The organism is Gilliamella apis, from assembly GCF_002142155.1.
In the GTDB taxonomy this organism is placed as follows: domain Bacteria; phylum Pseudomonadota; class Gammaproteobacteria; order Enterobacterales; family Orbaceae; genus Gilliamella; species Gilliamella apis.
The window spans coordinates 23,329-49,442 of sequence record NZ_NASD01000015.1 but is presented as its reverse complement, the minus strand read 5'-3'; the positions used below and the strand labels follow the sequence as shown (position 1 = coordinate 49,442).

Here is a 26,114-nt window from a genome sequence, read left to right as displayed (position 1 = left end):
ACCTCATTGTTTGATTGGTAAATAGATAGAAAACTCAGTATGACCTGGCCAACTATTAAATTCAATCTTACCATTATGCTGGTCAATAATATTATGGGCAATAGACAAACCAATGCCGGTACCGCCTTCATAACCACTAACCATTGGATAAAATAATGTATCTTGAATATGCACTGGAACTCCAGGGCCATTATCTTCAATATCGATACGCGCACAAAGTCGGTAACGTTGACCATGCAAGGTGACTTGAAATGCAGTTCTAGTTCTAATCTTAATACAACCAGATTTTGAATCAATTGCTTGTAAGGCATTACGCACAATATTTAAAACCACTTGTTCAATCTGTTCTGAATCATGAGTGAATTCAGGCAAACTAGGATCATAATCGCGGATTATTTCAACATTTAGCGGTTTTTCTAAACATAAAAGCGCATAGATCCGTTCGATCGCTTGATGTATATTCTGTTGTTTCTGTTGTAACCGCTCTTGAGGGCCTAATAACCTATCAACTAAATTTCTTAACCTATCTGCCTGTTCAATGATAATTTTTGTATAATCTTGCAACTCATTGTTAGGTAGTTCTCGTGACAATAATTGCGCCGCTCCTCTTAGCCCACCAAGTGGATTTTTAATTTCATGAGCAAGTCCACGCACTAATTCACGGGCAGCATTTTGTTGAGCTTGCTGTAATTGTTCTTGACTCAACTTTTTATGACTATTTAATGGTGCCATTTCGATTAGCACATGGCCATTAGCCAGCAATTGTGCAGTTAACGATAAAATATGTAATTCATTGTTTATGACTAAATTAACTTCGCTATCGGTAAAACCTTGATTCTGCTCTAATGCATTTTGCATCAATTCAATATCGAGGGAAAAATAACCTAATAGGTCGGGAAAATAACTATCTAATATTTTTTTCGAACTTTGAGCAAGTAACTGTTGTGCAGCGGTATTGGCATAAAGAATATTGAGTTTTTTATCAAGTAATAAAATATTGGTAATCATTGAGTCGAGAACAAGATTTGCATCAGATTCATTATCAAATGTCATCGTTGGCTCTCCGTTCTCATTAGATACCACCGCCCTTCAGCGGTGGTTAAAGCTTTAAGTAATACAATAATGACTTATAGACTGTAGTAGAGTTCAAATTCAACCGGATGTGGTGTCATACGAACACGATCAACATCTTGACGTTTTAAGTCAATATAAGCATCAATGGTGTCATTAGTAAATACATTACCACGAGTTAAGAATTCACGATCCGCATCTAATGCATCAAGAGCTTCTTCAAGTGAACCAGCAACTTGTGGAATTAATTTAGACTCTTCTGGTGGTAAGTCGTATAAGTTTTTATCCATCGCATCACCCGGATGAATCTTATTGATAATACCATCTAAACCAGCCATTAATTGCGCAGCAAATGATAAGTATGGGTTACCTGCTGGATCTGGGAAGCGAACTTCAATACGACGCGCTTTAGGGCTAGTAACCACTGGAATACGAATTGATGCAGAACGGTTACGCGCAGAATAGGCAAGCATAACTGGTGCTTCATAACCTGGTACTAAACGTTTATAAGAGTTAGTCGCTGGGTTCGCAAAAGCATTAATCGCTTTAGCATGTTTGATAATACCACCGATATAGAATAACGCCATTTCAGAAAGGCCAGCATATTTATCACCAGCAAAAAGGTTTACGCCATCTTTAGCAAGCGATTGGTGACAGTGCATACCAGAGCCGTTATCACCAAACATTGGTTTAGGCATAAATGTCGCAGTTTTACCATAAGCATGAGCAACATTTTGGACAACATATTTATAGATTTGAACTTCGTCAGCTTTTTTAGTTAATGTATTGAAACGACAAGCAATCTCATTTTGGCCTGCAGTTGCAACTTCATGGTGATGAGCTTCAACCACTAAACCAAGTTGTTCCATGATTAAACACATTTCAGAACGGATATCTTGTGACGAGTCAACCGGAGGAAGTGGGAAATAACCACCTTTAACACCAGGACGGTGACCTTTATTACCTTCTTCGTATTTAGTACCTGAGTTCCAAGCAGCTTCGATATCATCAATATGTACAAAACTACCAGACATTGGTGAGCCAAAACGCACATCATCAAATAAGAAGAATTCCGGTTCTGGTCCAAAAATAACCGTATCAGCAATACCTGATGATTTTAAAAACTCTTCAGCGCGTTTAGCAATTGAGCGAGGGTCACGGTCATAACCTTGTAATGTCGCTGGCTCTAAAACGTCACAACGAATATTTAATGTTACATCTTCAAAAAATGGATCAATCACTGCGCTTGATGCATCTGGCATTAACACCATATCTGATTCGTTAATGCCTTTCCAACCAGCAATGGAAGAGCCATCAAACATTTTACCATCTTCAAAAAAATCAGCGTCGATTTGACTAACAGGAATGGTAACGTGTTGTTCTTTACCTTTAGTATCAGTAAAACGTAAATCAACAAACTTAACATCGTTTTCTTTTATTAGCGTTAAAACTTTTTGTGTAGACATGTAGCTTCTCCATTGAGGACATATAATAATTGTTCAGTTTAAAGGCATTTTGCCTATTTATTAAATTATATGCAAATATGATGCCAGTTTTTCATTAACCATTTTAGACGGTTTTTAGTGATTAAATAATAGCAGAAAAAGCATTAATGCACCATAATAATGCATAAAGCACCAAAATAATGCACCAAAATGTCACATAAACCATTTATGCCACAATTTTGCTCCATGACAAAGTAGTTAATTGGCGATGCTTCTTAACTAAGTTATATATCGAATCTTCGAAAACCGATTATGATTAAATAAAAAATCATTTCATCCCCATCACGTTTAAATGTTTCATTTAAAAAAACGACGCTTCATATAATAAACTATCTTTTGAATTAGCGATCATTACTGGATTTTATTGATGCCAATAACAGCATGAATATTTCAGTTCCCCCATCCCCATAGTTTTTATCAAGTATTAATGGGTTCACTTAGGATATTTATCGTCGATTTTATAAATTACAGTTATTGAACATGTTTGACCTTCATCTTGTATTGGACAATCATAATATTGAAAATAATCAGGTGCATTGGTATCAATTTCTAGAAAAATTCTCGACAGGTTAAATTTAGGTCAAACAATAATGGTTCACCTGTTATTTGCATGTTTTGATCTAAGTTTACGGTTTTATTTGTAGCATAATTATTTGGTTCGGCTAAAACAGACAAGATTACAGTAACTAAAAGCAATGCCAGTAAGATAAATCGTCTGAATAACATTAATTCTCTTCTTAGGATTCTTTAGTTCTTATTAGCATAAAATAAGATTTCTCCCTTTAGATCTGTATTTCAGTAGACAATATCGTTATAATCTTATCTTATTTTTAATAAATTAGGTAATCATAAAAGTATGGACTTTGTTACGCTCGAAATTATACCTTTTGTCAAAAATCATCATTTACTTTCATTAGGTTGGATTGTGTTATTTGTTGCAATCATTGTATTAACCGTAAAAATTAAATTGTCAAAAGTGAAAATAATTAATAACGCGCAAGCAATTAATATGATCAATAAACAAAATGCGGTTATTGTTGATATTCGTTCAGCAGATAGCTTCAAAAAAGGGCATATTACTGAATCACACAACATTCTACCCGTTGATATTAAAAATGCTAGTGCGAAAACTATTGAAAAATTTAAAGAAAACATCATTATTGTGATTGATGAAAATGGCTTAACATCAGCAGGTATTGGTGAAGTATTAGTCAAACAAGGTTTTTTACATGTATTTACATTAAAAGATGGTATTGCTGGTTGGAACGGCGAAAACTTACCATTGGTTAGAAAATAATATAATTTTAAAATAAGGTTTTATCATGACAGAACAAAACAATACACAACAACCAGAAACACAATTTGCAATTCAACGTATTTACACTAAAGATGTTTCTTTTGAAACCAATAATGTCCCTGAAATTTTTACTAAGCAGTGGCAACCAGAAATGAATTTAGAGCTAAATTCAGCATCACAAGCATTAAGTGATGAAGTGCATGAAGTTTCTTTACGTGTTACCGTAACGGTAAAACAGCAAGAAGAAGTTGTGTATATTTGTGAAGTTACTCAATCAGGAATTTTCTCGCTTATTGGTTTTGATGATGCACAAATTCAACATTGTGTTGGTGCTTATTGTCCAAATATTTTATTCCCTTATGCGCGTGAAGTTATTTCAAGCCTAGTGAATAAAGGAACATTCCCACAGCTTAATTTAGAGCCAGTAAATTTTGAAGCATTGTTCATTAACTATTTACAACAACAAGAACAACAAGCGCAAAATAGTGCAACTGAAACCTTACAATAATTGTAATTGTTTGGTTGATTAATCGAGTCTATTGGATTATATATGAGTAAAGATGCTGCAGTGACTGTAATTGGCGCCGGTTCTTATGGAACCTCGCTAGCAATATTACTAGCACGTAATGGCCATGAAACCTTATTGTGGGGGCATAACCCAGATAAGATGGCTATTTTGCAGCATGATAGACAAAATAGGCAATTTTTGCCTGATATCCCTTTCCCTGAGCAACTGCAAATTGAAGCTGATTTAGCCACTGCTGTTGCTGCTGCACCAATTTTACTTATTGTTGTACCTAGCCATGCGTTTGGTAGTATTCTTAAACAAATAAAACCATTGTTAAGAAAGGATAGTAAAATTGTTTGGGCAACAAAAGGGCTTGAAGTTGATACTGGACGATTATTACAAGATGTTGCACGCGAAGTTTTAGGTGACAAAATTCCATTAGCGGTTATTTCAGGTCCTACATTTGCTAAAGAAGTGGCATCTGGTTTACCCACTGCAGTTACTGTTGCGTCAACTGATGAACAATTTTTAACAGAACTACAAAATTTATTCCACTGTAGTAAATCGTTTCGAGTCTACAGCAGCAAAGATTTTATCGGTGTTCAACTTGGCGGAGCAGTCAAAAATGTGATCGCCATTGGTGCTGGATTGTCGGATGGGCTTGGTTTTGGTGCTAATGCCAGAACAGCATTAATCACTCGAGGATTGGCTGAAATGATGCGATTAGGCGAAGCACTTGGTGCCGATCCCGCCACTTTTATGGGGATGGCAGGATTAGGGGATTTGGTGCTGACATGTACCGATAATCAATCTCGCAATCGTCGTTTTGGTATTTTACTTGGTCAAAACAAATCAATTCAAGAAGCACAAGAGATCATTGCTCAAGTGGTTGAAGGCTGTAGAAATACCAAAGAAGTTTGGTCATTAGCACAAAAATATCATGTCGATATGCCTATTACTGAACAAATCTATAAAGTACTTTATGAACATAAAGATCCAAAACAGGCAGCCATGTCATTACTGGGTCGCTCACAAAAAGAGGAGCTAAAAAGCTAAGTTTCGATCTTAGAACCGCCCTTACCTCGCATTATTTTATTGTTTATGGCTAATCTATTGTTGATGTTAATAAGTAATACCATTAACGACAATTTTAAGCGCTAAAAAAACCTTTCCTATAATTTTTGATTTTATAGAACTAACTTCTTATTAATATTCATAAGAAGCACTATTAATGCCAATTTTAGACATTAAAAATCCCTTTCCTCAAATTTTTGGTTAAGGGATGATTTGGAGTTAAAAACAATTATTAGATAGTAGTTCCAATACCCTTTTGTTTAGCTTTCTGATAAATATCATAACCGACATAGACATCTAAAACTGCCGTTCCCACTGTTTTAAATAACGTGATTTGCTGATCGTTATGACGACATTTTTGCGGATCGATAACTAAATCTCCCAATTCATAAAAATCTTGTTTTGTGACCAAATTTTGATTAATTGGGTCGATAATATCACCAGCTTCAGCAAATACACCATCTTTAGTATCAAGTACACGAATATCTGCTTTTGCCACTATATTACTTGGGATTTCGTGCATTTCAGGTGTGTAAGCACCTACACCATTGATATGAGTTCCGGGTTTAACTAGCTCACCATTGAAAGTCACTTCTTTTGATGTAGTCACTGAAGTAATAATATCAGCATGGCGAATATCTTCATCCAAATCTTGTGAAAAATAGAGGTTAGCCGAAAAATGGGCGAAGCGTTGTTTCATCTCTTCAGTAAACTGCTTGCCTTTTTTGGCATCAAGTCCATAAATAGCTACATCGGTTAACTGCCGTACCGTTAACATAGCTTCTAATTGTGCCGCTGCTTGCCCACCAGTACCAATTAATACTGCTCGTTTAGCATCTTTTTTAGCTAATAAATCCGTGGCAGCGCCTTGTACCGCACCGGTTCGCAATTGCGTAACAAAGGTTCCATCTAATATCGCACAAACTTCGCCCGTTTGAGGATCGATCATAAACACTTGTGCCGGAACTGATGGTTTGCCCAATTTAGGATTATCAGGAAAAACCGAAACAATCTTTAAACCAACAACATCGTTTTCTTTAATATGGGCAGGCATAACTAGGCATTGTCCTTTTTGCATATCAAAATTAATACGTAAAGGCACTTCACTATTACCTTGAGTATAAATTTTTAATGCTTGCTTATCTGCTGCTACAGCATCTTTCATGGTATAAAATTGTTGGATATCTTGAGCTGTTAAAACTAACATTTTCATTCCTTACAGTTATTTAACTTTTATTTTACTTTTTTACTATTTATTGTCTATTAATTAATATTTCAAACTAGAAGAATTCGCATAACAAATTGTTTAATTTAAATTAAATTCAATTGAAATTTAGCTTCTTGTATATTGTAATTATTTTCACTATTATGACAGAGTGCAATTTTGCACGGAAATTGAGAAATCAAATGTTATTTAAAATATTAAAATTTTTTTTAAAGATTTTATTCCATGTCAAGATTCAAGGTAATCTTGATAACCTAAAACAAGACAGACTTCTTATCACCCCTAATCATGTTTCCTTCCTAGATGGCGTTTTAATCGGCGTATTTTTACCAGTAAAACCAGTATTTGCTATCTACGCAGGATATATTAATCACTGGCTAGTTCGTTTAGCCAAACGCTATGTCGATTTTGTGCCAATGGATCCATTAAGTCCTATGGCAATAAAAAAATTGGTCCGTGAAATTGAAAAAGGCCGACCAATTGTTATTTTTCCGGAAGGTCGAATTACCATAACCGGATCATTAATGAAGATTTATGACGGTGCGGCATTTGTTGCGGCACGTTCTCAGGCGACCATTGTACCTGTTTGGATAGAAGGAGCCGAATTTACCTTAACCAGTCGCTTAAAAGGCCTATTTAAACGTCGTCTATTTCCAAAAATTACTATTCATGTATTGGAACCAAAATCAATCCCAATGCCTGACGCAGCAAAAGCAAGTGATCGAAGATATATTGCTGGTGAAAAATTACATCAAATTATGATGAATGCCAGAATGGCAAGTCGCCCTAAATTAACCCTTTTTGAGGCTCTACTCGAAGCTCAAGTTCGTTATGGCGTAAAATCACGAATGGTTCAAGACCCTACCACTCATGAAGCCTCCTATCGAAACTTACTTAAGCAGATCATCGGTGTAAGTTGTATTATTTCTAAAATTACCAAACCGAAAGAACGAGTTGGCCTATTACTACCTAATGCAACAATTACTGTTGCCACTATTTTTGGTTTATCAGTTAAAAATCGTATTCCAGCAATGCTCAACTACACGGCTGGTACTAAAGGATTAACCTGTGCAATTACTGCAGCTGAAATAAAAACCATTATTACTTCACGTAAATTTATTAAAAAAGGGAAGCTTGATCACCTATTAGAAGAAATTAACGATGTAAATTGGTATTTCCTTGAAGATTTGCGTAGCAGTTTGAACTTTTTTGATAAACTATACGTTGCTGTACATCAATACATTCCTCGATTAGTTAAACGACGACAATCAAGTCAAGACGAGGCATTAGTCCTATTTACTTCCGGCTCAGAAGGCAATCCGAAAGGAGTTGTGCATAGCCATGGCAGTTTATTGGCTAATGTCGAACAAATTCGTACTGTTATCGATCCAACGCCTGCAGACCGTTTTATGTCGGCGTTACCTCTTTTTCACGCTTTTGGCATCACCGCAGGCTTATTTTTACCGTTGTTCTCTGGCAGTCGTACGTTTTTATATCCAAACCCATTACATTATCGTATGGTACCGGAAATCATTTATGACCAAAACTGTACGGTGTTATTTGGAACACCAACATTTTTAGCCAACTACGCCCGTTATGCACATCCATACGATTTTATGCGTTTACGCTACGTAGTCGCTGGTGCTGAAAAACTTTCTGATGCGGTGCGTGAACAATGGAAAGATAAATACGGTATTCGAATCTTAGAAGGTTATGGTGTAACCGAATGTGCACCAGTTGTTGCTCTTAATGTACCGATGGCATTTAAAGCTGGTACTGTTGGTCGTTTATTACCGGGCATGGAGTCAAGATTAATACCTGTTCCAGGCATTAGCAATGGCGGAGAGCTACAACTTAAAGGACCTAACGTAATGAAGGGGTACTTACGGGTTGAAAAACCAGGGGTACTTGAAGAACCAGTTGCTATTGATGAAAACGGTAATGTGGATAAAGGTTGGTATGATACCGGTGATATCGTTGCGATTGATAAAGATGAATTTTTAACTATCAAAGGACGATTAAAACGTTTTGCAAAAATTGCTGGCGAAATGGTCTCACTTGAAAGTGTTGAAGCTTTAGCTAAAAAGGTCGATGTTGATGCCATGCATGGCGCAACAGTAAAAGCCGATGCAGCCAAAGGAGAGGCTATTGTGCTATTTACAACCTCGACTAAATTAACTAGGGAACAGCTGAATCAAGCAGCGCAGGATTTAGGTATCCCGGCATTAGCGATCCCTCGAGATATTCGTGTTGTTAAAGAGTTACCATTATTGGGTACAGGTAAAATCGATTTTATTACCTTACGCAAAATGGCCGATGAGAATCAATAACAGCAAGGATTCGATATGTCTAAACAACCATTGTTATCAGTTGGCATGGCTGCGACCATGCTAGCTCAGTTTTTTTCAGCCTTCGCTGACAATGCCATTTTTTTTGCTATCCTTGCTTTTATTAAGCAGCTCCATTATCCAGAATGGAGCCAATCGGCATTGCAAATCGGTTTTGTAATTCCTTTTATCCTTCTTTCACCTTTTGTTGGTCAATTTGCTGACAGTATATCGAAAGGCAAAGCGATGATGATTGCAAATGGAGTAAAATTAATAGGCGCAGCGATTATCTGCTTAAATATCAATCCATTTTTAGGCTATTTTTTAGTCGGTGTTGGCGCTGCCGGTTACTCACCAGCAAAATATGGTATTTTAGGAGAACTTACTTCTGGCGATAATTTAGTTAAAGCGAATGGCTTAATAGAAGCGTCAACCATTGCAGCTATTTTACTTGGTTCACTTGCGGGTGGCCATATTGCTGATTTAGATATTACATTAGCGTTGCTTACTTGTGTTGTTATGTATGGGCTGGCGATGATAGCAAATATTTTTATCCCCAAACTACCTGCTGCTCGACAAGATATTGAGTGGAAGTTTATGAGTATGATAAAAGATTTTGCTAAAACCTTTAAAATCATCTTCAACAATAAACAAGCACTTTATACTTTACTCGGCACTAGCCTATTTTGGGGAGCCGGCATTACTCTGCGTTTCTTATTAATCAGCTGGGTACCAATTGTTTTAGGTATTACCGACAATTCAACGCCAACTAATCTAAATGCGGTTGTGGCAATAGGTATTGTTGTTGGCGCAGGGCTTGCTAGTGCGACGGTTTCAATATCCAATACCTTTCGCTGTATTCCAGCAGGAATATTAATGGGATTGGCGGTTATCGCATTCACGCTACAAAGTAATATGATTAGTTCTTATATATTATTAGTTGTGATTGGTGCATTAGGCGGTTATTTTTTAGTTCCACTAAATGCGTCAATTCAAAAAATAGGTAAAGAGCTTATCGGTGCAGGTAGTGTTATTTCGATACAGAACTTAAGTGAGTATAGTGCAATGATGATTATGCTTAGTGCTTATACTTTAGCTGTCGCTGGTGGATTATCAGTCATTACAATTGGCGTCGGTTTTGGTATGCTATTTGCTATTCTTATCGCGTTTGTATGGTTAGGATTAAAATCACATGCCAAACATTAATCTATCGGCTATGGTCACCGAAAATCGTAATAGTGTTAGTGAAAATATTGACTGCGCATCGACACTTGAAATTCTGCAAATTATTAATAATGAAGATAAACGAGTAGCAATCGCAGTCGAAAAACAGCTAGCCAATATAGCTATTGCAGTTGATGCAATCAGCCATGCTTTCCTAAATCATGGTCGCTTAATTTACCTTGGTGCCGGCACCTCGGGGAGGTTAGGAATTTTAGATGCCAGTGAGTGCCCTCCTACTTACGGAACATCACCTGAGCAAGTGGTTGGATTAATTGCTGGCGGGCACCCTGCCATATTTAAAGCGGTAGAAAACGCAGAAGATTCACCTGAATTGGCGATTAATGATCTAAAACACATTAATTTTAGTGCTAAAGATATCTTAGTTGGTATCGCGGCTAGTGGGCGCACACCTTATGTTATTGGTGGCATGCAATATGCAAAATCACTTGGCGCTACAGTGGTAAGTTTATGTTGCAATCCTAATGCACCAATGATTAGTTTGGCTAATATTGCCATTACCCCTATTGTCGGAGCCGAAGTCATTACCGGTTCATCAAGAATGAAAGCCGGCACTGCACAAAAGATGATCCTCAATATGTTAACAACTGCCAGTATGATTAAAATCGGCAAAGTTTATGGTAATTTAATGGTTGATGTTGAAGCCACTAATGCTAAGCTTGTTGAAAGGCAAATATCAATTGTTATGCAAGCCACTGATTGCAACCGAGATACAGCTATAACAACGTTAAATCAATGTAATCAACATTGTAAAACAGCTATTTTAATGATTCTTGCCGGACTAACCGCTCAGCAAGCAAAAACAAAACTAGAACAAAATAATGGCTTCATTCGTAAAGCATTAGTATAAAATAATACCTAATTTATTCTCTTATTGAACAGTAGTCTTAGAAAGCATGGCATAATCTTTATATGTTAGTTAAATGAAGATTATTTAATCAGTTGACAATTATTGTTATTAATCTTTGATACAGATCAAGGTAATAGCTTATTTTGTTAACTAAAATAAAATTACTTTGCTTTATTTTATTAACTTTATATTAGCAATAATATAGAAACCTAGGAGGTACGTTATGGTTGGAATTATCCTAGCAACTCATGGTGAGTTTGCTGAAGGTATTTTACAATCAGGGACGATGATATTTGGCGAGCAAGAAAACGTTAAAGCCGTTACCTTGCACCCAAGTGATAGTCCAGATAGTTTAAAAGAACGGATGCTAGCAGCAATAGCTACTTTCGATAACCAAAACGAAGTACTGTTTTTAGTTGATTTATGGGGTGGAACGCCATTTAATCAAGCCAATACACTCTGTGGCGAACACCCAAATTGGGCTATCGTTGCTGGCTTGAACCTTCCCATGCTGATCGAAGCCTATTCATCACGTTTATCCATGGATAGTGCCAAACAAGTGGCTGCAGCAATTATAGAGTCAGGTCAAGAAGGAATTCGAACAACTGTTGAAATTGCGGCTAAACCACAAGTAAACAACCAACAATCAAATACTATCCCAGAAGGTACTGTGTTAGGTGATGGTAAGTTGAAAATAGTATTAGCTCGTGTTGATTCGCGCTTATTACATGGTCAGGTGGCAACGTCTTGGACTAAAGCAACTAATCCTAACCGGATTATCGTGGTTTCTGATTCAGTAGCCAAAGATGAATTACGGAAAAAACTAATTGAAGAGGCGGCTCCTCCTGGTGTTAAAGCTAATGTCGTGCCAATTAAAAAGATTATTCAAGTTGCCCATGATCCGCGTTTTGGCAATACCAAAGCCTTATTACTGTTCGAAAACCCTGAAGATGTACTGCGAGCTTTAGACGGTGGTGTCGATATTGAAACATTAAATGTGGGTTCAATGGCACATTCAGTTGGCAAAGTAATGGTCAACAAAGTGTTATCAATGAGCGCTCAAGATGTTGACGCATTCGAAAAATTGAAAGCGAAAAATGTGAAATTTGATGTTCGCAAAGTACCTAATGATTCAAACGATAATATGGATGAATTATTAAAAAAAGCGAAACAAGAATTAGCTGAACAAAATTAGTTTAATTAAGGGGTTATTATTATGACTTTATCAATTGTTGCTATCATTCTAGTGATAGTTATTGCTTTTTTAGCCGGGATGGAAGGTATTTTGGATCAATTCCAATTCCACCAACCATTGGTTGCTTGTTCGTTAATTGGTCTGGTAACAGGTAATCTAGAAGCAGGCGTCGTACTTGGTGGATCATTACAGATGATTGCATTAGGTTGGGCGAATATTGGTGCAGCAGTAGCACCCGATGCAGCTCTTGCTGCTGTAGCTTCATCGATTATCTTAGTGCTTGGTGGTCAAGGTGTTGCAGGTGTATCAACTGCGATTGCCGTCGCCATTCCACTTGCTGTTGCTGGCCTATTTTTAACTATGATTGTGCGAACAATTGCCGTACCTTTAGTACACTTAATGGATGCTGCGGCTGAAGAAGGTAATATTCGCAAAATAGAATGGCTACAAATGTTAGGTGTTTGTTTACAAGGTCTACGTATTGCTATTCCAGCTGCTGCATTATTATTTATTCCTGCTGAAGCCGTCAAAGAAGCGTTAAACGCAATGCCTGAATGGTTAACAACGGGTATGGCTATTGGTGGTGGAATGGTTGTTGCCGTTGGTTATGCTATGGTAATCAATATGATGGCAAACCGTGAAGTTTGGCCATTTTTCATTATCGGTTTTGTCGTTGCCGCGATATCACAATTAACTTTAATTGCACTCGGTGCCTTAGGTATCGCTTTAGCACTGATTTATATAAACCTTTCTGAACGTGGCAATTCATCAAACGGTGGAAGTAAAGGCGATCCACTTGATGATATTTTGAATGATTACTAGGAACTTGGAGAAGAACATGACAGATCGAATTCAATTAAGCAAAAAAGACCGTTTAGCGGTAGCTTGGCGTTCAACTTTCCTCCAAGGTTCTTGGAATTATGAACGTATGCAAAATGGTGGTTGGGCCTATTCAATGATTCCCGCTATCAAAAAATTATATACCACAAAAGAAGATCGTTCAGCAGCTTTGAAACGCCATTTAGAATTTTTTAATACTCACCCTTATTTAGCATCACCAGTACTAGGTGTAACTCTAGCCTTAGAAGAAGAACGAGCTAATGGTGCACCGGTTGATGATGTTGCAATTCAAGGGGTAAAAGTGGGAATGATGGGACCTTTAGCCGGTGTAGGTGATCCGGTGTTCTGGTTTACTGTTCGTCCGATGCTCGGCGCACTTGGTGCATCACTCGCCCTAAGCGGTAACATTTTAGGACCAATTTTATTCTTCTTATTTTGGAATATTATTCGTTGGAGCTTTATGTGGTTTACCCAAGAATTCGGGTACCGTACTGGTTCAAAAATTACCGATAATTTAGGTGGTGGTTTGCTACAAAAAATCACCAAAGGTGCATCTATCTTGGGGATGTTTGTACTAGCAGCATTAGTGCAAAGATGGGTTTCAATAAAATTCCAACCAATTGTATCGACAGTTAAATTAGATAATGGTGCATTTATCGATTGGAATTCCCTTCCAGCTGGTGCCGAAGGTATTCACCAAGCATTGATTCAAATGCAAAGTGGATTAGCGCTTAACCAAGAAAAAGTCACCACCTTACAAAATAACTTAGATCAGTTAATACCTGGACTGGTGCCATTATTATTAACTTTCTTATGTATGTGGTTACTTCGTAAAAAAGTATCGCCAATTTTAATTATTCTTGGACTATTTTTAGTCGGTATTATTGGTCACGTTGTTGGTCTTTTATAGAAATAATCGTTTTGACTAAAAAAATTGAGGAGAGCACTTTTTAAAGCAAAAATTGTCGCTTTCCTCAAACATTAATCACCCTTTTTCAAAATAATCGAAAAAGGGTGTAATGAGTAACTCAAATTTGCATAAGGGATACAAACAACTAAATGGTTCAGTCATTAAATAGCAAAATAGATTTAACCGTAAAAGCGACTGCTTTTTCAGGACTTTCAGAATACGGTCATATTATGATTGGCGATAAAGCTTTCGAATTTTATCATCAGCGAGATCCCCGCAAATATATTCAAATACCTTGGGAAGAAGTCGATTATGTCATCGCATCGGTATTTTTTAAAGGAAGATGGATATCACGTTACTCTATACAAACCAAAAAAGATGGTACATTTGCCTTTGCATCTAAAGATCCCAAACAAGTATTAAGAGCTATCCGAGTATATGTTGATGGTCAGAGAATGGTTAAATCATTAGGTTTTTTTGATATTTTAATTCGCGCATTTAAGCGTAAAAAGTCTTAATTATTGGGCAAACAGCTATTTAAAAGGCTAACTATCGCAATATTATAATTCAGCTAATTAACCAACATAGCTTAAGCTTATTATCTATAATATAAATTGGTTAAAAGATTAATTTATATTCATTCATAACAAAACTTGCCAATAACCGAATCCACCAAGCTTTTTCACACTCAATCAATCATTGCACTTTTTGCTAGAAAGAGTATAATTCTGTGGCTTTGATTTTGTCCATGTTGGGCAAAAGAAAGATTATTTTTTAATTTAAGAGGATGTTATGGTAACTATTCGTTTAGCTCGTGGTGGCTCTAAAAAGCGCCCTTTTTATCAAGTAGTTGTCACTGATAGCCGTAACCCACGTGATGGTCGTTTTATTGAGCGCGTTGGCTTTTTTAATCCAATTGCACAAGGTAAAGCAGAAGAATTACGTTTAGATCTTGATCGCGTAAATCATTGGGTTGGTTTAGGTGCAACTGTTTCTGATCGTGTTAATGCATTGATCAAACAAGCACAAAAAGCTGCTTAATTAAGTAATAGTAACTGTGATGATGAATACTGAGAATCTAATTGTTGTGGGTAAACTTGGTTCAAGCTACGGCATTCGTGGATGGCTCAGGATTTTTTCGTTTACAGAATTTCCAGATAGTATTTTTGATTACAAACCTTGGTATATCCAGCGTGCTGGTAAATGGCAAGAAGTAGTCGTTGAGAGCTTTAAACCGCATAATCAGGACATGATTGTTAAACTCAAAGGCGTTGATGATCGCGACCAAGCTAATGCGTTAACGAATGCTGAAGTATTTGTTGATGCTGAGAAATTGCCTGAACTAAATCAAGGTGATTTTTATTGGAAAGATTTGATTGGCTGTCGAGTAAAAACAGTTAATGGTTATGACTTAGGTCAGGTAACTGATTTAATGGAAACCGGTTCTAATGATGTATTGGTTGTTAAAGCAAATCTAAAAGATGCATTTGGAGCAACAGAACGTTTAATCCCTTTTGTTGAAGAACAATTTATTAAACAAGTTGATTTAACAACAAAAATGATTGTGGTCGATTGGGATCCTGCATTTTAATTGGTAAGGTAAGAATATGTGGATTGGCGTAATTAGCCTTTTTCCCGAAATGTTCCAAGCTATTACCTGTTATGGCGTAACTGGTCGAGCCGTTAAAAATGGGCTGTTAACAGTAGATTATTGGAACCCGCGCGATTTTGCGCATGATAAGCATAAGACTGTCGACGATAGACCTTATGGTGGTGGTCCCGGCATGTTAATGATGGTACAACCACTTAGAGATGCGATTCATGCAGCCAAAGCTGTAGCAGGTGAAGATACTAAAGTAATCTATCTTTCCCCACAAGGGCGCAAATTAAACCAACAGGGAGTTTGCGAGTTGTCACAATATCAAAAATTGATTTTGATTTGTGGACGATACGAAGGTATAGATGAACGCGTTATCCAAACCGAAATTGATGAAGAATGGTCAATTGGGGATTACGTGTTAAGTGGCGGTGAATTACCGGCGATGACAATGATTGATGCATTAGCCAGATTTATTCCGGGTGTATTAAATCATGAATCATCAGCAGAAGAAGACTCTTTTGCTAACGGTTTACTTGATTGCCCTCACTATACTCGTCCAGAGGTGTTAGATGGAATGGCGGTGCCCGATGTATTAATGTCTGGTCACCATGAAGCGATTCGTCGTTGGCGATTAAAACAATCACTAGGACGAACTTGGTTGAGAAGAGAAGATCTTCTTGAAAATCTAGCTCTGACTGATGAAGAGCAACGTTTACTCGCTGAATTCCAACAGGAATATCGTGATAAACCGAGCCAATAATATTTCAGTATAACTAGTAAGAGACAAAATTATGAAAAATGCAATTATTCAGCAATTAGAACAAGAACAAATGAAGAAAGACATCCCGTCTTTTCGCCCGGGTGATACGGTAGAAGTTAAAGTATGGGTTGTTGAAGGTAACAAAAAACGTCTTCAAGCATATGAAGGTGTAGTTATAGCTATTCGTAATCGTGGTTTACATTCTGCATTTACAGTACGTAAAATTTCGAATGGCGAAGGTGTTGAACGAGTATTCCAAACTCACTCACCAATTGTTGATTCAATTACTGTGAAACGTCGTGGTCAAGTACGTCAAGCTAAACTTTACTACTTACGCGAACTTCGTGGTAAAGCTGCTCGTATCAAAGAGCGCCTTAACTAATTCCAATTGGTTCATATTTAATAAACTAATTAAAATATATCCAATTAAAAAGGTCACCTTTATGGTGACCGTTTTTATGGGTATTATAGTTCATTCCCGCCAACAATCGTTGACACATTTCAAGCAACATCCAGTGATAAAAAAAGGTAACACTATGGACAACTATCTTGTTGAGATTCTTGCCACCACAACCAAGTTATTTGCATTGATGACGCCACCAGCTGTGCTAAGTGCATTTTTAAGTGGCACTAAGCAGTATGATGAAGCACAACGCCGTAAAACGGCACTTAAAACATCGTGTGCGGTGTTCATTATTGGTATTGTGCTATTCTTTTTTGGTAATGCCATGTTTAGTGTATTCGGTTTTACACTCGATGCGTTTAGAATTGGCTCGGGAGCATTACTGTTTATTACCGCTGTTGCTTTAATGAATGATTCACCGGAAAAAAATAAAATTCATAGTGACGATGATGATATTAGTGTCGTGCCATTAGCAATACCGCTATGTATGGGGCCGGCATCCATCGGTACTATCATTGTTATGGGAACGAGTTCAGTTGGTATTATGCAAAATCTGATTGGCGCGCTTTCGTTATTGATTGCCTCGAGTGGTATTTACGCCATGTTACTATGTGCCAAAAGCATTGCTAAAGTATTAAAAAATACCGGTATTGCTATTCTATCAAAACTAACCGGATTATTAATATCAGCTATAGCAGCGCAAGTGGTATTTACAGGTGTCTGTGCATTCTTAAAATAATTTGGCTAACAATAGGTTAGAAATAGAATTTGCGTATTGTCAGCAAATATTAATATTTGATTGTATGTAATCACCGATAATTAATCATTAGGTGATTACATATATAATGAATATGATTAATCTATTTGGTTATCCAACTTAACTTTTCGTTTTTTAAAAAAGTAGTATGAAACTAAGATAACAAAAATTAAAAGCACTTCTGATAATAAAATAAAATGCCCTGACTCACCAAACCAGACGCCAACAATAATAATAATGTTAACGGTAATAGAGATCATCGCTAACCAAGGAAATAGTGGGGATTTAAATTTAATCATATCTTTACTGTATTTACCTTCATTTACTCCTTTGCGAAATTGATACTGACACCAAGCAATAATAATCCAAGCAAAACAGCCAACTTGTCCGGTACTTGCTACTAAATAGAGGTATAATTTTTCAGCTGCGATATACTTGGAAAATAGCGAAACTAAAGCAATAATAGCAATAAATAATATTCCTTTGGTTGGCACGCCACGTTTATTCACTTTTGAAAAAGATTTTGGCGCTAAATTATCCTGAGCCATCGACCATAACATTCGCGAACTGGCATAAACCGCCGAATTAGCAGCCGAAATCGCCGCACAAAAGATAACAAACAGCATCGCATAAGAAGCAAAGTTAATTCCCGCTTTATTAAATACCCAAACAAATGGGCTAATTTCATCATGTGTTGTACCATAAGGATAAATCAGTGCTAACACGGCAATCGCTAACACATAAAACAAAATTATCCGAAACGCCACACCGGTGATAATTTTCGGTAATACCGTTTGAGGTGATTGCGCTTCACCGGCGGCACTACCAATTAATTCCACCCCCTGAAATGAATAAGTCACAATAGTCATACAAACAAAGATGGATAAAAAGCCATTAGGGAACCAACCTTGATCGGTTTTAAAGGTAGGTAACTCATGCGTTTGATTATATTGTTGATAAAGTAGATATATACCAACTGCAATAAACGCAATAATAGCTAATACTTTAATCGTTGAAAACCAGTATTCACTTTCACCAAAAGCACGAACAGAGGTTAAATGAACACAAGTGATAACAGTTAGAATAATTAGACTAAGAATGTAGATAGGAATAGAGGAAAAAACTTGATGAGCAATCATAGACGCCGCTGTTAAGTCAGCAGCCATAGATAGTACCCAGCTTAACCAATATAACCAGCCAATAGTATAACTCCAGATAGGATGTGGAATAAACATTAATGCATAATGCTGGAAAGACCCTGCATGAGGGAATGCACAAGAAAGTTCACCTAAGCAAAGCATGGTTGACAGCATAATACTGCCGGCAAGTAGATACGCGATAATGGTCCCTAAAGGCCCAACCGTGCTAAGTGGCGCTGCAATACCAATAAATAATCCGGTACCAATTGAACCACCTAAGGAAATCATCAATAAATGACGATTCTTTAAGTTTTTCTTTAAAGTACTGGGATAAGGACTTTCTTGAGGTTCTGATGTTGCCATGTAAACCGCCTAGTAATCAATAATAGCTGCTGGTTGCCCAGCAGCAGTTATATATTAATAAACAAATCGTTTTTCTACGCCGTTGGTTTGGCAAGCCATAAGCAGAGCTGTGTAATCAAGCTCAAAAACGATCATATCGCCAACTCTCAATGTTTCAGAAACATCTTCAATATCAACGATAGTATGATCACTCGTTTGACCTAATACCGTAATGTTATCATTAACCGGTACACAGCTTTCCGAAGGCACATCTTGACGACCAAAAGCAAGCAAAGCTCGTTTACGAGTACCGTGATCAACAAAAGTTTTGCTGTTCAAAAAGGCATCAACACCTAATTCACCAACAGGCACGGTAGGTTTACTATTAAGTTCGATAACTTGTGCATATAATTTATACATGTCACTACAAGCTTTCTCGACAGGTTTATTTGAGTGATGAAACTCATCAAGATATTTCATATCCACATACTCAATACCAAACTCATGTAAACCACCAATACGGATGTGATTAAGCCCTTCTGGCCAGATCCCTTTATCAAGTAGATGGTAACTTGTACAGTTACCAGCAGATAGATATTTGATCTTGATATTACAAGCTTCTTCTACTTTGCGTGCTATGTGTAAAAAATCTACACCATTTTTCACTGTCGGTAGCACAGTTCCATAGCAGTTAAAGTTAGTACCAAGCCCATAAAGCTCAACACCGGGTAAAGAAAGGATCAGTTTGACCGTTTCGATAATATCGTCTAGATGTTCAAACCAAATCCCTTCGCGTAAATCCCCCATATCAACCATTAATAGGACTTGATGGACTTTTTGCTGTTTTACCGCTTCATCAGAAAGTGCTTGAATAACTTGTTTTTCACTGTTCAAGCTAATATCAGCATATTTCACTACTTCGCTGATCTCGCTTAAACAAGGACTACGTAGTAAACAAGTTTTACAATTTAAAGCATCTTTAAGTTTCTTCAAATTGTAGGTTCTTGATTCAGCAATAACATCAATACCGCCATCAAGAACTGCTTTGGCAGTTTCAACGCAACCATCAAAAACTTTATTTACAGCCATCACTTCAATACCGTGTTTAGCTAATAGCTCTTTTTCAACACGAGCATTGTCTTTTAATTTACCTAAATCAATTTCTAATATAGGTTTGTACATAAATTACTCCTCTATATCTTATTGTTGTTGCAAGCGATTACGTTTTTGTGCGCGATGGTATATCCATTCAGCTAACACAATTGCAAGCACTGCACCACCAACAATTTTCGCGATGTACTCAACATATCCACCCATATCGATTTGTGCTGGTGGAATAAACACTAAGATCACCGCAAATAATGTAGATAAGAATCCTAAACCTGGTAAAACAATTGGTAATACTTTACCTGGGATCTTAAAGCTACGTGGTACATCTGGTTGAGTAATACGTAAGCGATAGTAAGCAATAAACATCACTAAATAAGGGATAAAGTAACAAATGGTTGTTAATGCAGTTAACATCCAATATGCAGCAGCAATACTTGGTGATACGAATGTTGAGAAACAAAGTACCGTTACAATGATTGCTTGGATAACTAAAGCAAATGCTGGTGTTTGATATACCGGATGTAAACGACCAATACGTTCGCCAAGTAAATTATCTTCTTTTGATGCTTCTTGTAACATATAGATAGGACCAACTAACCATGAGTTAATTTGACCCAATGCACCAAAGAATAAACAGATTGCCATTACAGGTAATAACCAAGGCATATGTAACTCTTGAGCGGCAGCTTCCATCGCTTGCATTACACCGGCAACAATATCAGTATCAGCAGCAGGTAATAAAGTATTAATTGCCCAAGTACCAATCATATAGATACCGACAATAACAATTGCAGATACTGCCATTGCTTTAGGGAAGTCACGTTGTGGATCACGAGTACGACCAGCAATCATTGGTGCCACTTCAAGTCCAGCAAAAGCGAACATCATGCTTGATAAAAATACAATAGTATCCCAGCTACTTAAATCTGGAATCCAATCACTAACATGACTATAATCAGTTGCCATTGGGTGACCTGTCATTAACCAGACAATAGCTAATAACACGATAATAGCAGCAGGAATAAATACCCCTAACCATGCACTAACACTGTTAATGATTTTAGTCCATTTCATCCCTTTGATATTCATTAATGTTAAGATCCAAAATACCACCATGGAGCCAACACCAATAAACACCTGATTCTGTGCTAATTCAGGACTAAACATGTAACCAATTGCCGTAAAGCCAAATTGCAACATAAGTGGGAAGAAAAGCACGCATGAAAATAGGAAACAAACGACTACTATCCAGCCAATTCGTTTACCAAACGCTTCTTTTACCCAAACAAATATCCCACCATCTTTTGGCCAACCAGTAGAAAGTTCACCACAAACCATAGCTAATGGGAAAAACAGACAAAATGCAGCAAGTAGCCAAAGCACCATTGCTGACGCTCCATAAGGAGCAACATTAGGAATTTGACGTAAACTTAGTATGGCAATAACATTCATAAACACAATGTCTTTAATACCAAGTAAACTTGAATCTTTAGAATCACTCATAAAATAACCTCACATTATAATATCTGGAGCACTAAGTGCCCCAGATAGCTCATGATTAATACACGTCGTATCCAACCATATCCTCGTAAGTGTCTTCACGGCGAATCAATCGGTCTTTGCCTTCTTTATCGATCATAACAACAGCTGTACGTGGGCGATTGTTATAAACCGTTTGACTTTCGATGGTATAAGCACCAGCATCAAGGAAAGCAATGATATCGCCAATTTGTGTGTCTTTAGGTAATAAGAATTCTTCACCTTTAACACCAACGTGGAAATAATCACCACCATCACATAATGGACCAGCTAATTTAATGTACTCATCATGTTGTTCAGTAATTTTTGACGCATCATAAACATAGAAGAACCAATCAAAGTGTTGGCTGTCAGATAATACACTATAACCAGCATCAACAAATTTCCATTCAACATGTTCTTCAATGTTACCGTCTAAATCGTAGTTAGTTTTACGTTTTTCACAAGCAACTTCAGTTAAAAGCACACCTGCTGAACCGGTAACTTTACGACCTGGTTCGATACAGATTTCAACGTCTGTACGCCATTTGTGAACTTCACTAATTACCGCATCAGCGAAATCTTGTGCGGTAATACCGGCATACATGTTGTCTTGTAATGGATTACCATTTTCATCATCGTATTTATAAGGAACAGGAATACCACCACCGACGTTGATTAAATCAAATTTAATGCCTAAAACTTCTTCTAAACGGCGTGATTCATCAACTAATACTTTGGTTGCTTTAGCAAATGGTTCTGCTTCTGGCACTTGGTCACCCACGTGCATATGTAAACCACGTAAATGCACATAAGGCATTTCAAGAATACGACGACAAGTTTCTTCAGCTTGTTCTAAATCGATACCTGATTTAGCGTGGTAAGCAGTAACTAATTCTGCGTGAGTTGCTGATGGAACATTTGGTTCAACACGCACACAAACATTGGCTACTTTCTTTAAGCGACGTGAAATTTCATCGATGATATCTAATTCATATAAGCTATCAACGTTGATGATGTAAAGATCGTTTTGGATGGCAAATTCTAAATCAACCGGTTTTTTAACCACACCGTTGAAAACAATTTGACTACCTGGAAAACCAATTTCTAAACATTTACGCACTTCAAACATTGAGTTCGCTTCTGCATAGATACCTGCATCTTTAATCGCTTTAAGAACACCCATTACTGAACAGGTTTTTGACGCATAGAAAATCTTAGTATTTGGATGAGCTTTGAACGAATCTTTGATTTCCTGAATATTACGATCGATTTCTTTTTCAGAAAATACATAGAAAGGTGTTGGATATTTCTTTGCTAATTCTTCCAAATTCACACCATCAAAACAAAGTTTGCCGTTTTGAGCACTAAAACGACGATCTTTTGTTATTAGATCGGTACGTAATTTGTTATAATTTGACATAATTGTGTCGGACATATGACCTCCAGTTAATTAGTACATAAAAAAGGTAAGTAAAAAAGATTACTCACTTACAATGCAATCAACGTGCCAACTTATAAAAACACAAATAATCAATATCTTAACGAAATAATTACAAATAAAATACTAGTCATTTAGTAAGAAATATGTTTTTCTGACGAAAATTTGTCACTATCTTTAGTAATACTTGAAAGATATTTAAATCAACGCTAGCTATACTTAACAATAATCCAATTTTTAAAAGGCTTTAGAATCATGATAATTGATCCTGAATTATTACAAGCATTGGAAATATTTAAACATTTTTTTGATCTAATACATCAGCCAATGGCCATTATTGATAAAGAAGGTAAATATATTTATTACAATCAGGAAAGCGCAGAACTTGATGGTTATTCAATAGAGCAAGCCATCGGTAAACCAATGCTTAAAGTTTACCCTAATTTGAAAAAAGAAGATAGTACTATGCTACAAGCTTTACATGGTAAGGAGTATCAAGATACTTATCAAACTTACTATAATCATGTAGGTAAATTAGTTGATTATCAACACACAACAGTACCGCTTTATAATCATGAAAAAGCGATCATCGGCGCTGTTGAAATAGGTCGTAATTTATCAAATGTAAGACAACTGCAAGATCAGGTTTTTCGCCTGAATAGAAAATTATATCAGAATAAAGAGCAACCACTACCGGAAATTGTTTTTGCGTCGAACAAAATGCAAGAAGTTATCGATCAAACCAATATTCTTGGCAGCAATGATGTACCGGTATTAATTGTTGGTGAAACAGGTACGGGTAAAGAGCTATTTGCCAGATTAATTCATCAAACTAGCCATCGCCGTGACAAGGCGTTTATTTCACTTAACTGTAGTGCTTTACCAACCACCTTGATTGAAAGTACCTTATTTGGGACAGTCAAAGGGGCCTTTACCGGCGCTGAAAATCGTCAAGGTTATCTTGAACTGGCCAATGGCGGAACTTTATTTCTTGATGAACTCAACGCTATGCCTCTTGAAATGCAAAGTAAACTATTACGCTTCTTGCAAGAAAAAACCTATTGGTCTTTAGGTGGAAATAAAGAGAAATATGCTGATGTACGAATTGTAGCGGCGATGAATGAGTCTCCAGCGGAATTGTTAAAAAGCGGTAAAATGCGCAGTGACTTATTTTATCGATTAAATGTTGGCTTAATCAAACTTCCAGCCTTACGGGAAAGACAAGAAGATATCCCTGTATTGGCACGATATTTTATCGATAAACATAAAACTGATGTCAATATGGTGATCAGCGGCATCAGTGAACATGCATTGCAGCAATTAATGTCAGCTCCATGGCCAGGTAATGTACGAATGCTAGAGAATGCTATCGTCCGTAGTATGGTTTTACAAAATGAGCCAGGAGAATTACAACAAATTGTTCTTGATGACGAGTTATTTGACCTTCCAAGCCCTTCTTCACAAGAAGAAGCTAAGCTTGAAAAGCCAAATATTAAAGAGATAACCGGCAATCTAACTGAACAAGTTGAAAACTATGAAAAGCAACTTATCATTGATGCATTAAATCAAGCCAATGGTAAAATTATTACTGCGGCAAAATTACTCAATATCTCACGAACGACATTACAATATAAAGTGAAAAAATATCATATCCAAATGGGTGTTATTGATAGTTGATTATACTTGACTCAAGGCTTGGGCGCAGGCAAATGCGCTGCTCCAAGCCCATTGGAAATTATAACCACCAAGCCAACCAGCTACATCAACAACCTCACCAATAAAATAAAGATTAGGTTGTTTTTGTGCGGCCATGGTTTTTGAAGATAACGCATCGCAACTCACTCCGCCTAAAGTTACTTCTGCGGTGCGATAACCTTCCGTTCCATTTGGTATTACATTCCATGTTGTTAATGTTTGATACAGCGCTTGTTGCTGAGTAGGAGTTAACTGTTTAACAGTTGAATCAACAATCAAATTTAGTTGCATTAACGCTTCAATTAACCGCTTAGGTAATATTTGGGCTAAACAATTTTTAAGACTTTGATTACGATTATTATCTAACAGAGGTTTAAAATCATCCTCAAAGTTAAAGTCAGGCAATAAATTGATCATAATGGCTTCTCCTGCTTGCCAATAACTGGAGATTTGTAAAATAGCTGGTCCAGATAATCCTCGATGGGTAAATAATAGATTCTCTTTAAAACTAATGCGTTCATTCGATACTTCAACTGGTAACGCAATTCCTGCTAACGTCGATAATACAGCTAACAAAGGTTTATGTAAGGTAAACGGCACTAGCCCTGCTTTTACAGATACCACTGGGATAGAAAATTTTTCAGCAATTTTATAACCAATAGCGGTCATACCGAGTGCAGGCATAGATTGTCCACCCGTTGCCACAATTAATTTATCGGTATAAACACAACCCTGTGAAGTAGATAACTTAAATCCTTGTTGTTCTGCATCAACATCTTCAAGTTGTGTTTTTAACATAAATTTAACTTGCCCTTTTTGACACTCTTTGACCAACATATCGATAATATCTTGCGCTGAATTATCACAAAATAGTTGACCATGATCTTTTTCATGATAGGCAATACCATATTGATTAACCAGTTGGATAAAATCCCATTGGCTAAACCGTTTTAAAGCAGATTTACAAAAGTGGCGATTTTGAGAAATATAATGGGTAGCTTCGACATTAAGATTGGTAAAATTACATTTACCACCACCAGACATTAAGATTTTACGGCCTAATTTTTTGCCGTTATCAATAACAGTAACATCATGACCTTGTTGTCCCAACAGACCAGCACAAAAAAGCCCTGCAGCTCCAGCACCTATAATTGTAATTTTAGTTTGCATATTTCATCTATAAGCAATAATCGATAATCTATTATAACAGCATAAATCTGGTGATTATAACTCCCTGATTTTGGAAAAAATCAGCAAATATAGTCAATTTTTATGGCTAAAAAACCCCTTTCCTCAAACTTTTTT

24 protein-coding genes and 2 pseudogenes are annotated in these 26,114 nt (G+C 36.8%); 17 read left to right on the top strand and 9 right to left on the bottom strand.

The window, feature by feature from the left end:
* Positions 1–3: 3 nt before the first annotated feature.
* The 3 genes from glnL to B6C84_RS11575 form a co-directional block, all read right to left on the bottom strand.
* The gene (gene glnL, locus B6C84_RS08030; RefSeq protein ID WP_086353794.1) at positions 4–1,053 is read right to left on the bottom strand and encodes a nitrogen regulation protein NR(II); all 1,050 of its coding nucleotides are present in this window, start codon (positions 1,051–1,053) and stop codon (positions 4–6) included.
* A gap of 74 nt (positions 1,054–1,127) precedes the next feature.
* The gene (gene glnA, locus B6C84_RS08025; RefSeq protein WP_086353793.1) at positions 1,128–2,537 is read right to left on the bottom strand and encodes a glutamate--ammonia ligase; all 1,410 of its coding nucleotides are present in this window, start codon (positions 2,535–2,537) and stop codon (positions 1,128–1,130) included.
* Between the two features lie 588 nt (positions 2,538–3,125).
* Positions 3,126–3,302, bottom strand: coding sequence for a hypothetical protein (locus B6C84_RS11575; protein ID WP_165601679.1), 177 nt, complete (start codon positions 3,300–3,302; stop codon positions 3,126–3,128).
* Between the two features lie 130 nt (positions 3,303–3,432).
* Here B6C84_RS11575 and B6C84_RS08020 point away from each other — a divergent pair, with 130 nt between their 5' ends.
* From B6C84_RS08020 to gpsA, 3 genes are read left to right on the top strand one after another with little or no spacing between them, the layout of a single operon-like run.
* Positions 3,433–3,873 carry a rhodanese-like domain-containing protein gene (locus B6C84_RS08020; RefSeq protein WP_065651523.1) on the top strand — a complete coding sequence of 147 codons (441 nt, stop codon included), beginning with the start codon at positions 3,433–3,435 and terminating at the stop codon, positions 3,871–3,873.
* Between the two features lie 25 nt (positions 3,874–3,898).
* On the top strand, positions 3,899–4,381 hold the full coding sequence (secB, locus tag B6C84_RS08015; RefSeq protein WP_086320457.1) for a protein-export chaperone SecB: 483 nt from the start codon (positions 3,899–3,901) through the stop codon (positions 4,379–4,381).
* A gap of 42 nt (positions 4,382–4,423) precedes the next feature.
* On the top strand, positions 4,424–5,437 hold the full coding sequence (gpsA, locus tag B6C84_RS08010; RefSeq protein WP_034900767.1) for an NAD(P)H-dependent glycerol-3-phosphate dehydrogenase: 1,014 nt from the start codon (positions 4,424–4,426) through the stop codon (positions 5,435–5,437).
* Positions 5,438–5,687: 250 nt separating this feature from the next.
* Here the strand turns inward: gpsA and B6C84_RS08005 are convergent, their stop codons facing one another.
* The gene (locus B6C84_RS08005; RefSeq protein WP_086353792.1) at positions 5,688–6,662 is read right to left on the bottom strand and encodes an ornithine cyclodeaminase family protein; all 975 of its coding nucleotides are present in this window, start codon (positions 6,660–6,662) and stop codon (positions 5,688–5,690) included.
* 200 nt (positions 6,663–6,862) lie between these two features.
* On the opposite strand from B6C84_RS08005, the gene aas reads away from it, so the two are divergent.
* From aas to B6C84_RS07945, 13 genes and pseudogenes are all read left to right on the top strand, one after another.
* Entirely contained in the window at positions 6,863–9,010 is a 2,148-nt protein-coding gene (gene aas, locus B6C84_RS08000; RefSeq protein WP_065577636.1) for a bifunctional acyl-ACP--phospholipid O-acyltransferase/long-chain-fatty-acid--ACP ligase, read from the top strand.
* Between the two features lie 15 nt (positions 9,011–9,025).
* Positions 9,026–10,213 (top strand): lysophospholipid transporter LplT, encoded by a 1,188-nt coding sequence (lplT, locus tag B6C84_RS07995; protein ID WP_086353791.1) that lies wholly within the window; start codon positions 9,026–9,028, stop codon positions 10,211–10,213.
* Positions 10,200–11,099: an N-acetylmuramic acid 6-phosphate etherase gene (gene murQ, locus B6C84_RS07990; RefSeq protein ID WP_086320461.1), complete on the top strand. Its 900-nt coding sequence runs from the start codon at positions 10,200–10,202 to the stop codon at positions 11,097–11,099. The genes lplT and murQ overlap by 14 nt, the downstream gene beginning before the upstream one ends.
* A 223-nt stretch (positions 11,100–11,322) precedes the next feature.
* Positions 11,323–11,686, top strand: a pseudogene (locus tag B6C84_RS11830) (PTS sugar transporter subunit IIA); the annotation flags it as partial.
* Between the two features lie 68 nt (positions 11,687–11,754).
* Positions 11,755–12,294 (top strand): annotated as a pseudogene (locus tag B6C84_RS11825) (PTS sugar transporter subunit IIB); the annotation flags it as partial.
* A gap of 21 nt (positions 12,295–12,315) precedes the next feature.
* Positions 12,316–13,116 (top strand): PTS mannose/fructose/sorbose transporter subunit IIC, encoded by an 801-nt coding sequence (locus B6C84_RS07980; protein ID WP_065577640.1) that lies wholly within the window; start codon positions 12,316–12,318, stop codon positions 13,114–13,116.
* Positions 13,117–13,132: 16 nt separating this feature from the next.
* Positions 13,133–14,044: a PTS system mannose/fructose/sorbose family transporter subunit IID gene (locus tag B6C84_RS07975; protein ID WP_065651528.1), complete on the top strand. Its 912-nt coding sequence runs from the start codon at positions 13,133–13,135 to the stop codon at positions 14,042–14,044.
* A 149-nt stretch (positions 14,045–14,193) separates the two neighbouring features.
* Positions 14,194–14,562 carry a DUF956 family protein gene (locus tag B6C84_RS07970; RefSeq protein WP_065651529.1) on the top strand — a complete coding sequence of 123 codons (369 nt, stop codon included), beginning with the start codon at positions 14,194–14,196 and terminating at the stop codon, positions 14,560–14,562.
* A gap of 274 nt (positions 14,563–14,836) precedes the next feature.
* Positions 14,837–15,085, top strand: coding sequence for a 30S ribosomal protein S16 (rpsP, locus tag B6C84_RS07965; protein WP_034900786.1), 249 nt, complete (start codon positions 14,837–14,839; stop codon positions 15,083–15,085).
* 22 nt (positions 15,086–15,107) lie between these two features.
* Positions 15,108–15,635 (top strand): ribosome maturation factor RimM, encoded by a 528-nt coding sequence (gene rimM / locus B6C84_RS07960; RefSeq protein ID WP_244893521.1) that lies wholly within the window; start codon positions 15,108–15,110, stop codon positions 15,633–15,635.
* 16 nt (positions 15,636–15,651) lie between these two features.
* Positions 15,652–16,404, top strand: coding sequence for a tRNA (guanosine(37)-N1)-methyltransferase TrmD (gene trmD / locus B6C84_RS07955; protein WP_065577644.1), 753 nt, complete (start codon positions 15,652–15,654; stop codon positions 16,402–16,404).
* A gap of 31 nt (positions 16,405–16,435) precedes the next feature.
* On the top strand, positions 16,436–16,786 hold the full coding sequence (gene rplS / locus B6C84_RS07950; RefSeq protein ID WP_034900792.1) for a 50S ribosomal protein L19: 351 nt from the start codon (positions 16,436–16,438) through the stop codon (positions 16,784–16,786).
* A gap of 154 nt (positions 16,787–16,940) precedes the next feature.
* Complete coding sequence (locus tag B6C84_RS07945; protein ID WP_086320475.1) at positions 16,941–17,546, top strand: MarC family protein; 606 nt, start codon at positions 16,941–16,943, stop codon at positions 17,544–17,546.
* A 116-nt stretch (positions 17,547–17,662) separates the two neighbouring features.
* Here the strand turns inward: B6C84_RS07945 and B6C84_RS07940 are convergent, their stop codons facing one another.
* Genes B6C84_RS07940 through dokD form a run of 4 tightly spaced genes read right to left on the bottom strand, consistent with a single transcriptional unit; the run spans position 17,663 to position 23,111 of the window.
* Entirely contained in the window at positions 17,663–19,066 is a 1,404-nt protein-coding gene (locus B6C84_RS07940; RefSeq protein ID WP_217332094.1) for an amino acid permease, read from the bottom strand.
* Between the two features lie 54 nt (positions 19,067–19,120).
* Positions 19,121–20,227: an alanine/ornithine racemase family PLP-dependent enzyme gene (locus tag B6C84_RS07935; protein WP_065651534.1), complete on the bottom strand. Its 1,107-nt coding sequence runs from the start codon at positions 20,225–20,227 to the stop codon at positions 19,121–19,123.
* An 18-nt stretch (positions 20,228–20,245) separates the two neighbouring features.
* Entirely contained in the window at positions 20,246–21,658 is a 1,413-nt protein-coding gene (locus B6C84_RS07930; RefSeq protein ID WP_086353790.1) for an APC family permease, read from the bottom strand.
* Positions 21,659–21,713: 55 nt separating this feature from the next.
* The gene (gene dokD, locus B6C84_RS07925) at positions 21,714–23,111 is read right to left on the bottom strand and encodes an ornithine/lysine decarboxylase DokD (protein ID WP_034900801.1); all 1,398 of its coding nucleotides are present in this window, start codon (positions 23,109–23,111) and stop codon (positions 21,714–21,716) included.
* Positions 23,112–23,369: 258 nt separating this feature from the next.
* On the opposite strand from dokD, the gene B6C84_RS07920 reads away from it, so the two are divergent.
* On the top strand, positions 23,370–24,791 hold the full coding sequence (locus B6C84_RS07920; protein WP_165755131.1) for a sigma-54 interaction domain-containing protein: 1,422 nt from the start codon (positions 23,370–23,372) through the stop codon (positions 24,789–24,791).
* Here the strand turns inward: B6C84_RS07920 and B6C84_RS07915 are convergent, their stop codons facing one another.
* Entirely contained in the window at positions 24,792–25,979 is a 1,188-nt protein-coding gene (locus B6C84_RS07915; RefSeq protein ID WP_086353788.1) for a BaiN/RdsA family NAD(P)/FAD-dependent oxidoreductase, read from the bottom strand.
* Positions 25,980–26,114 lie beyond the last annotated feature (135 nt).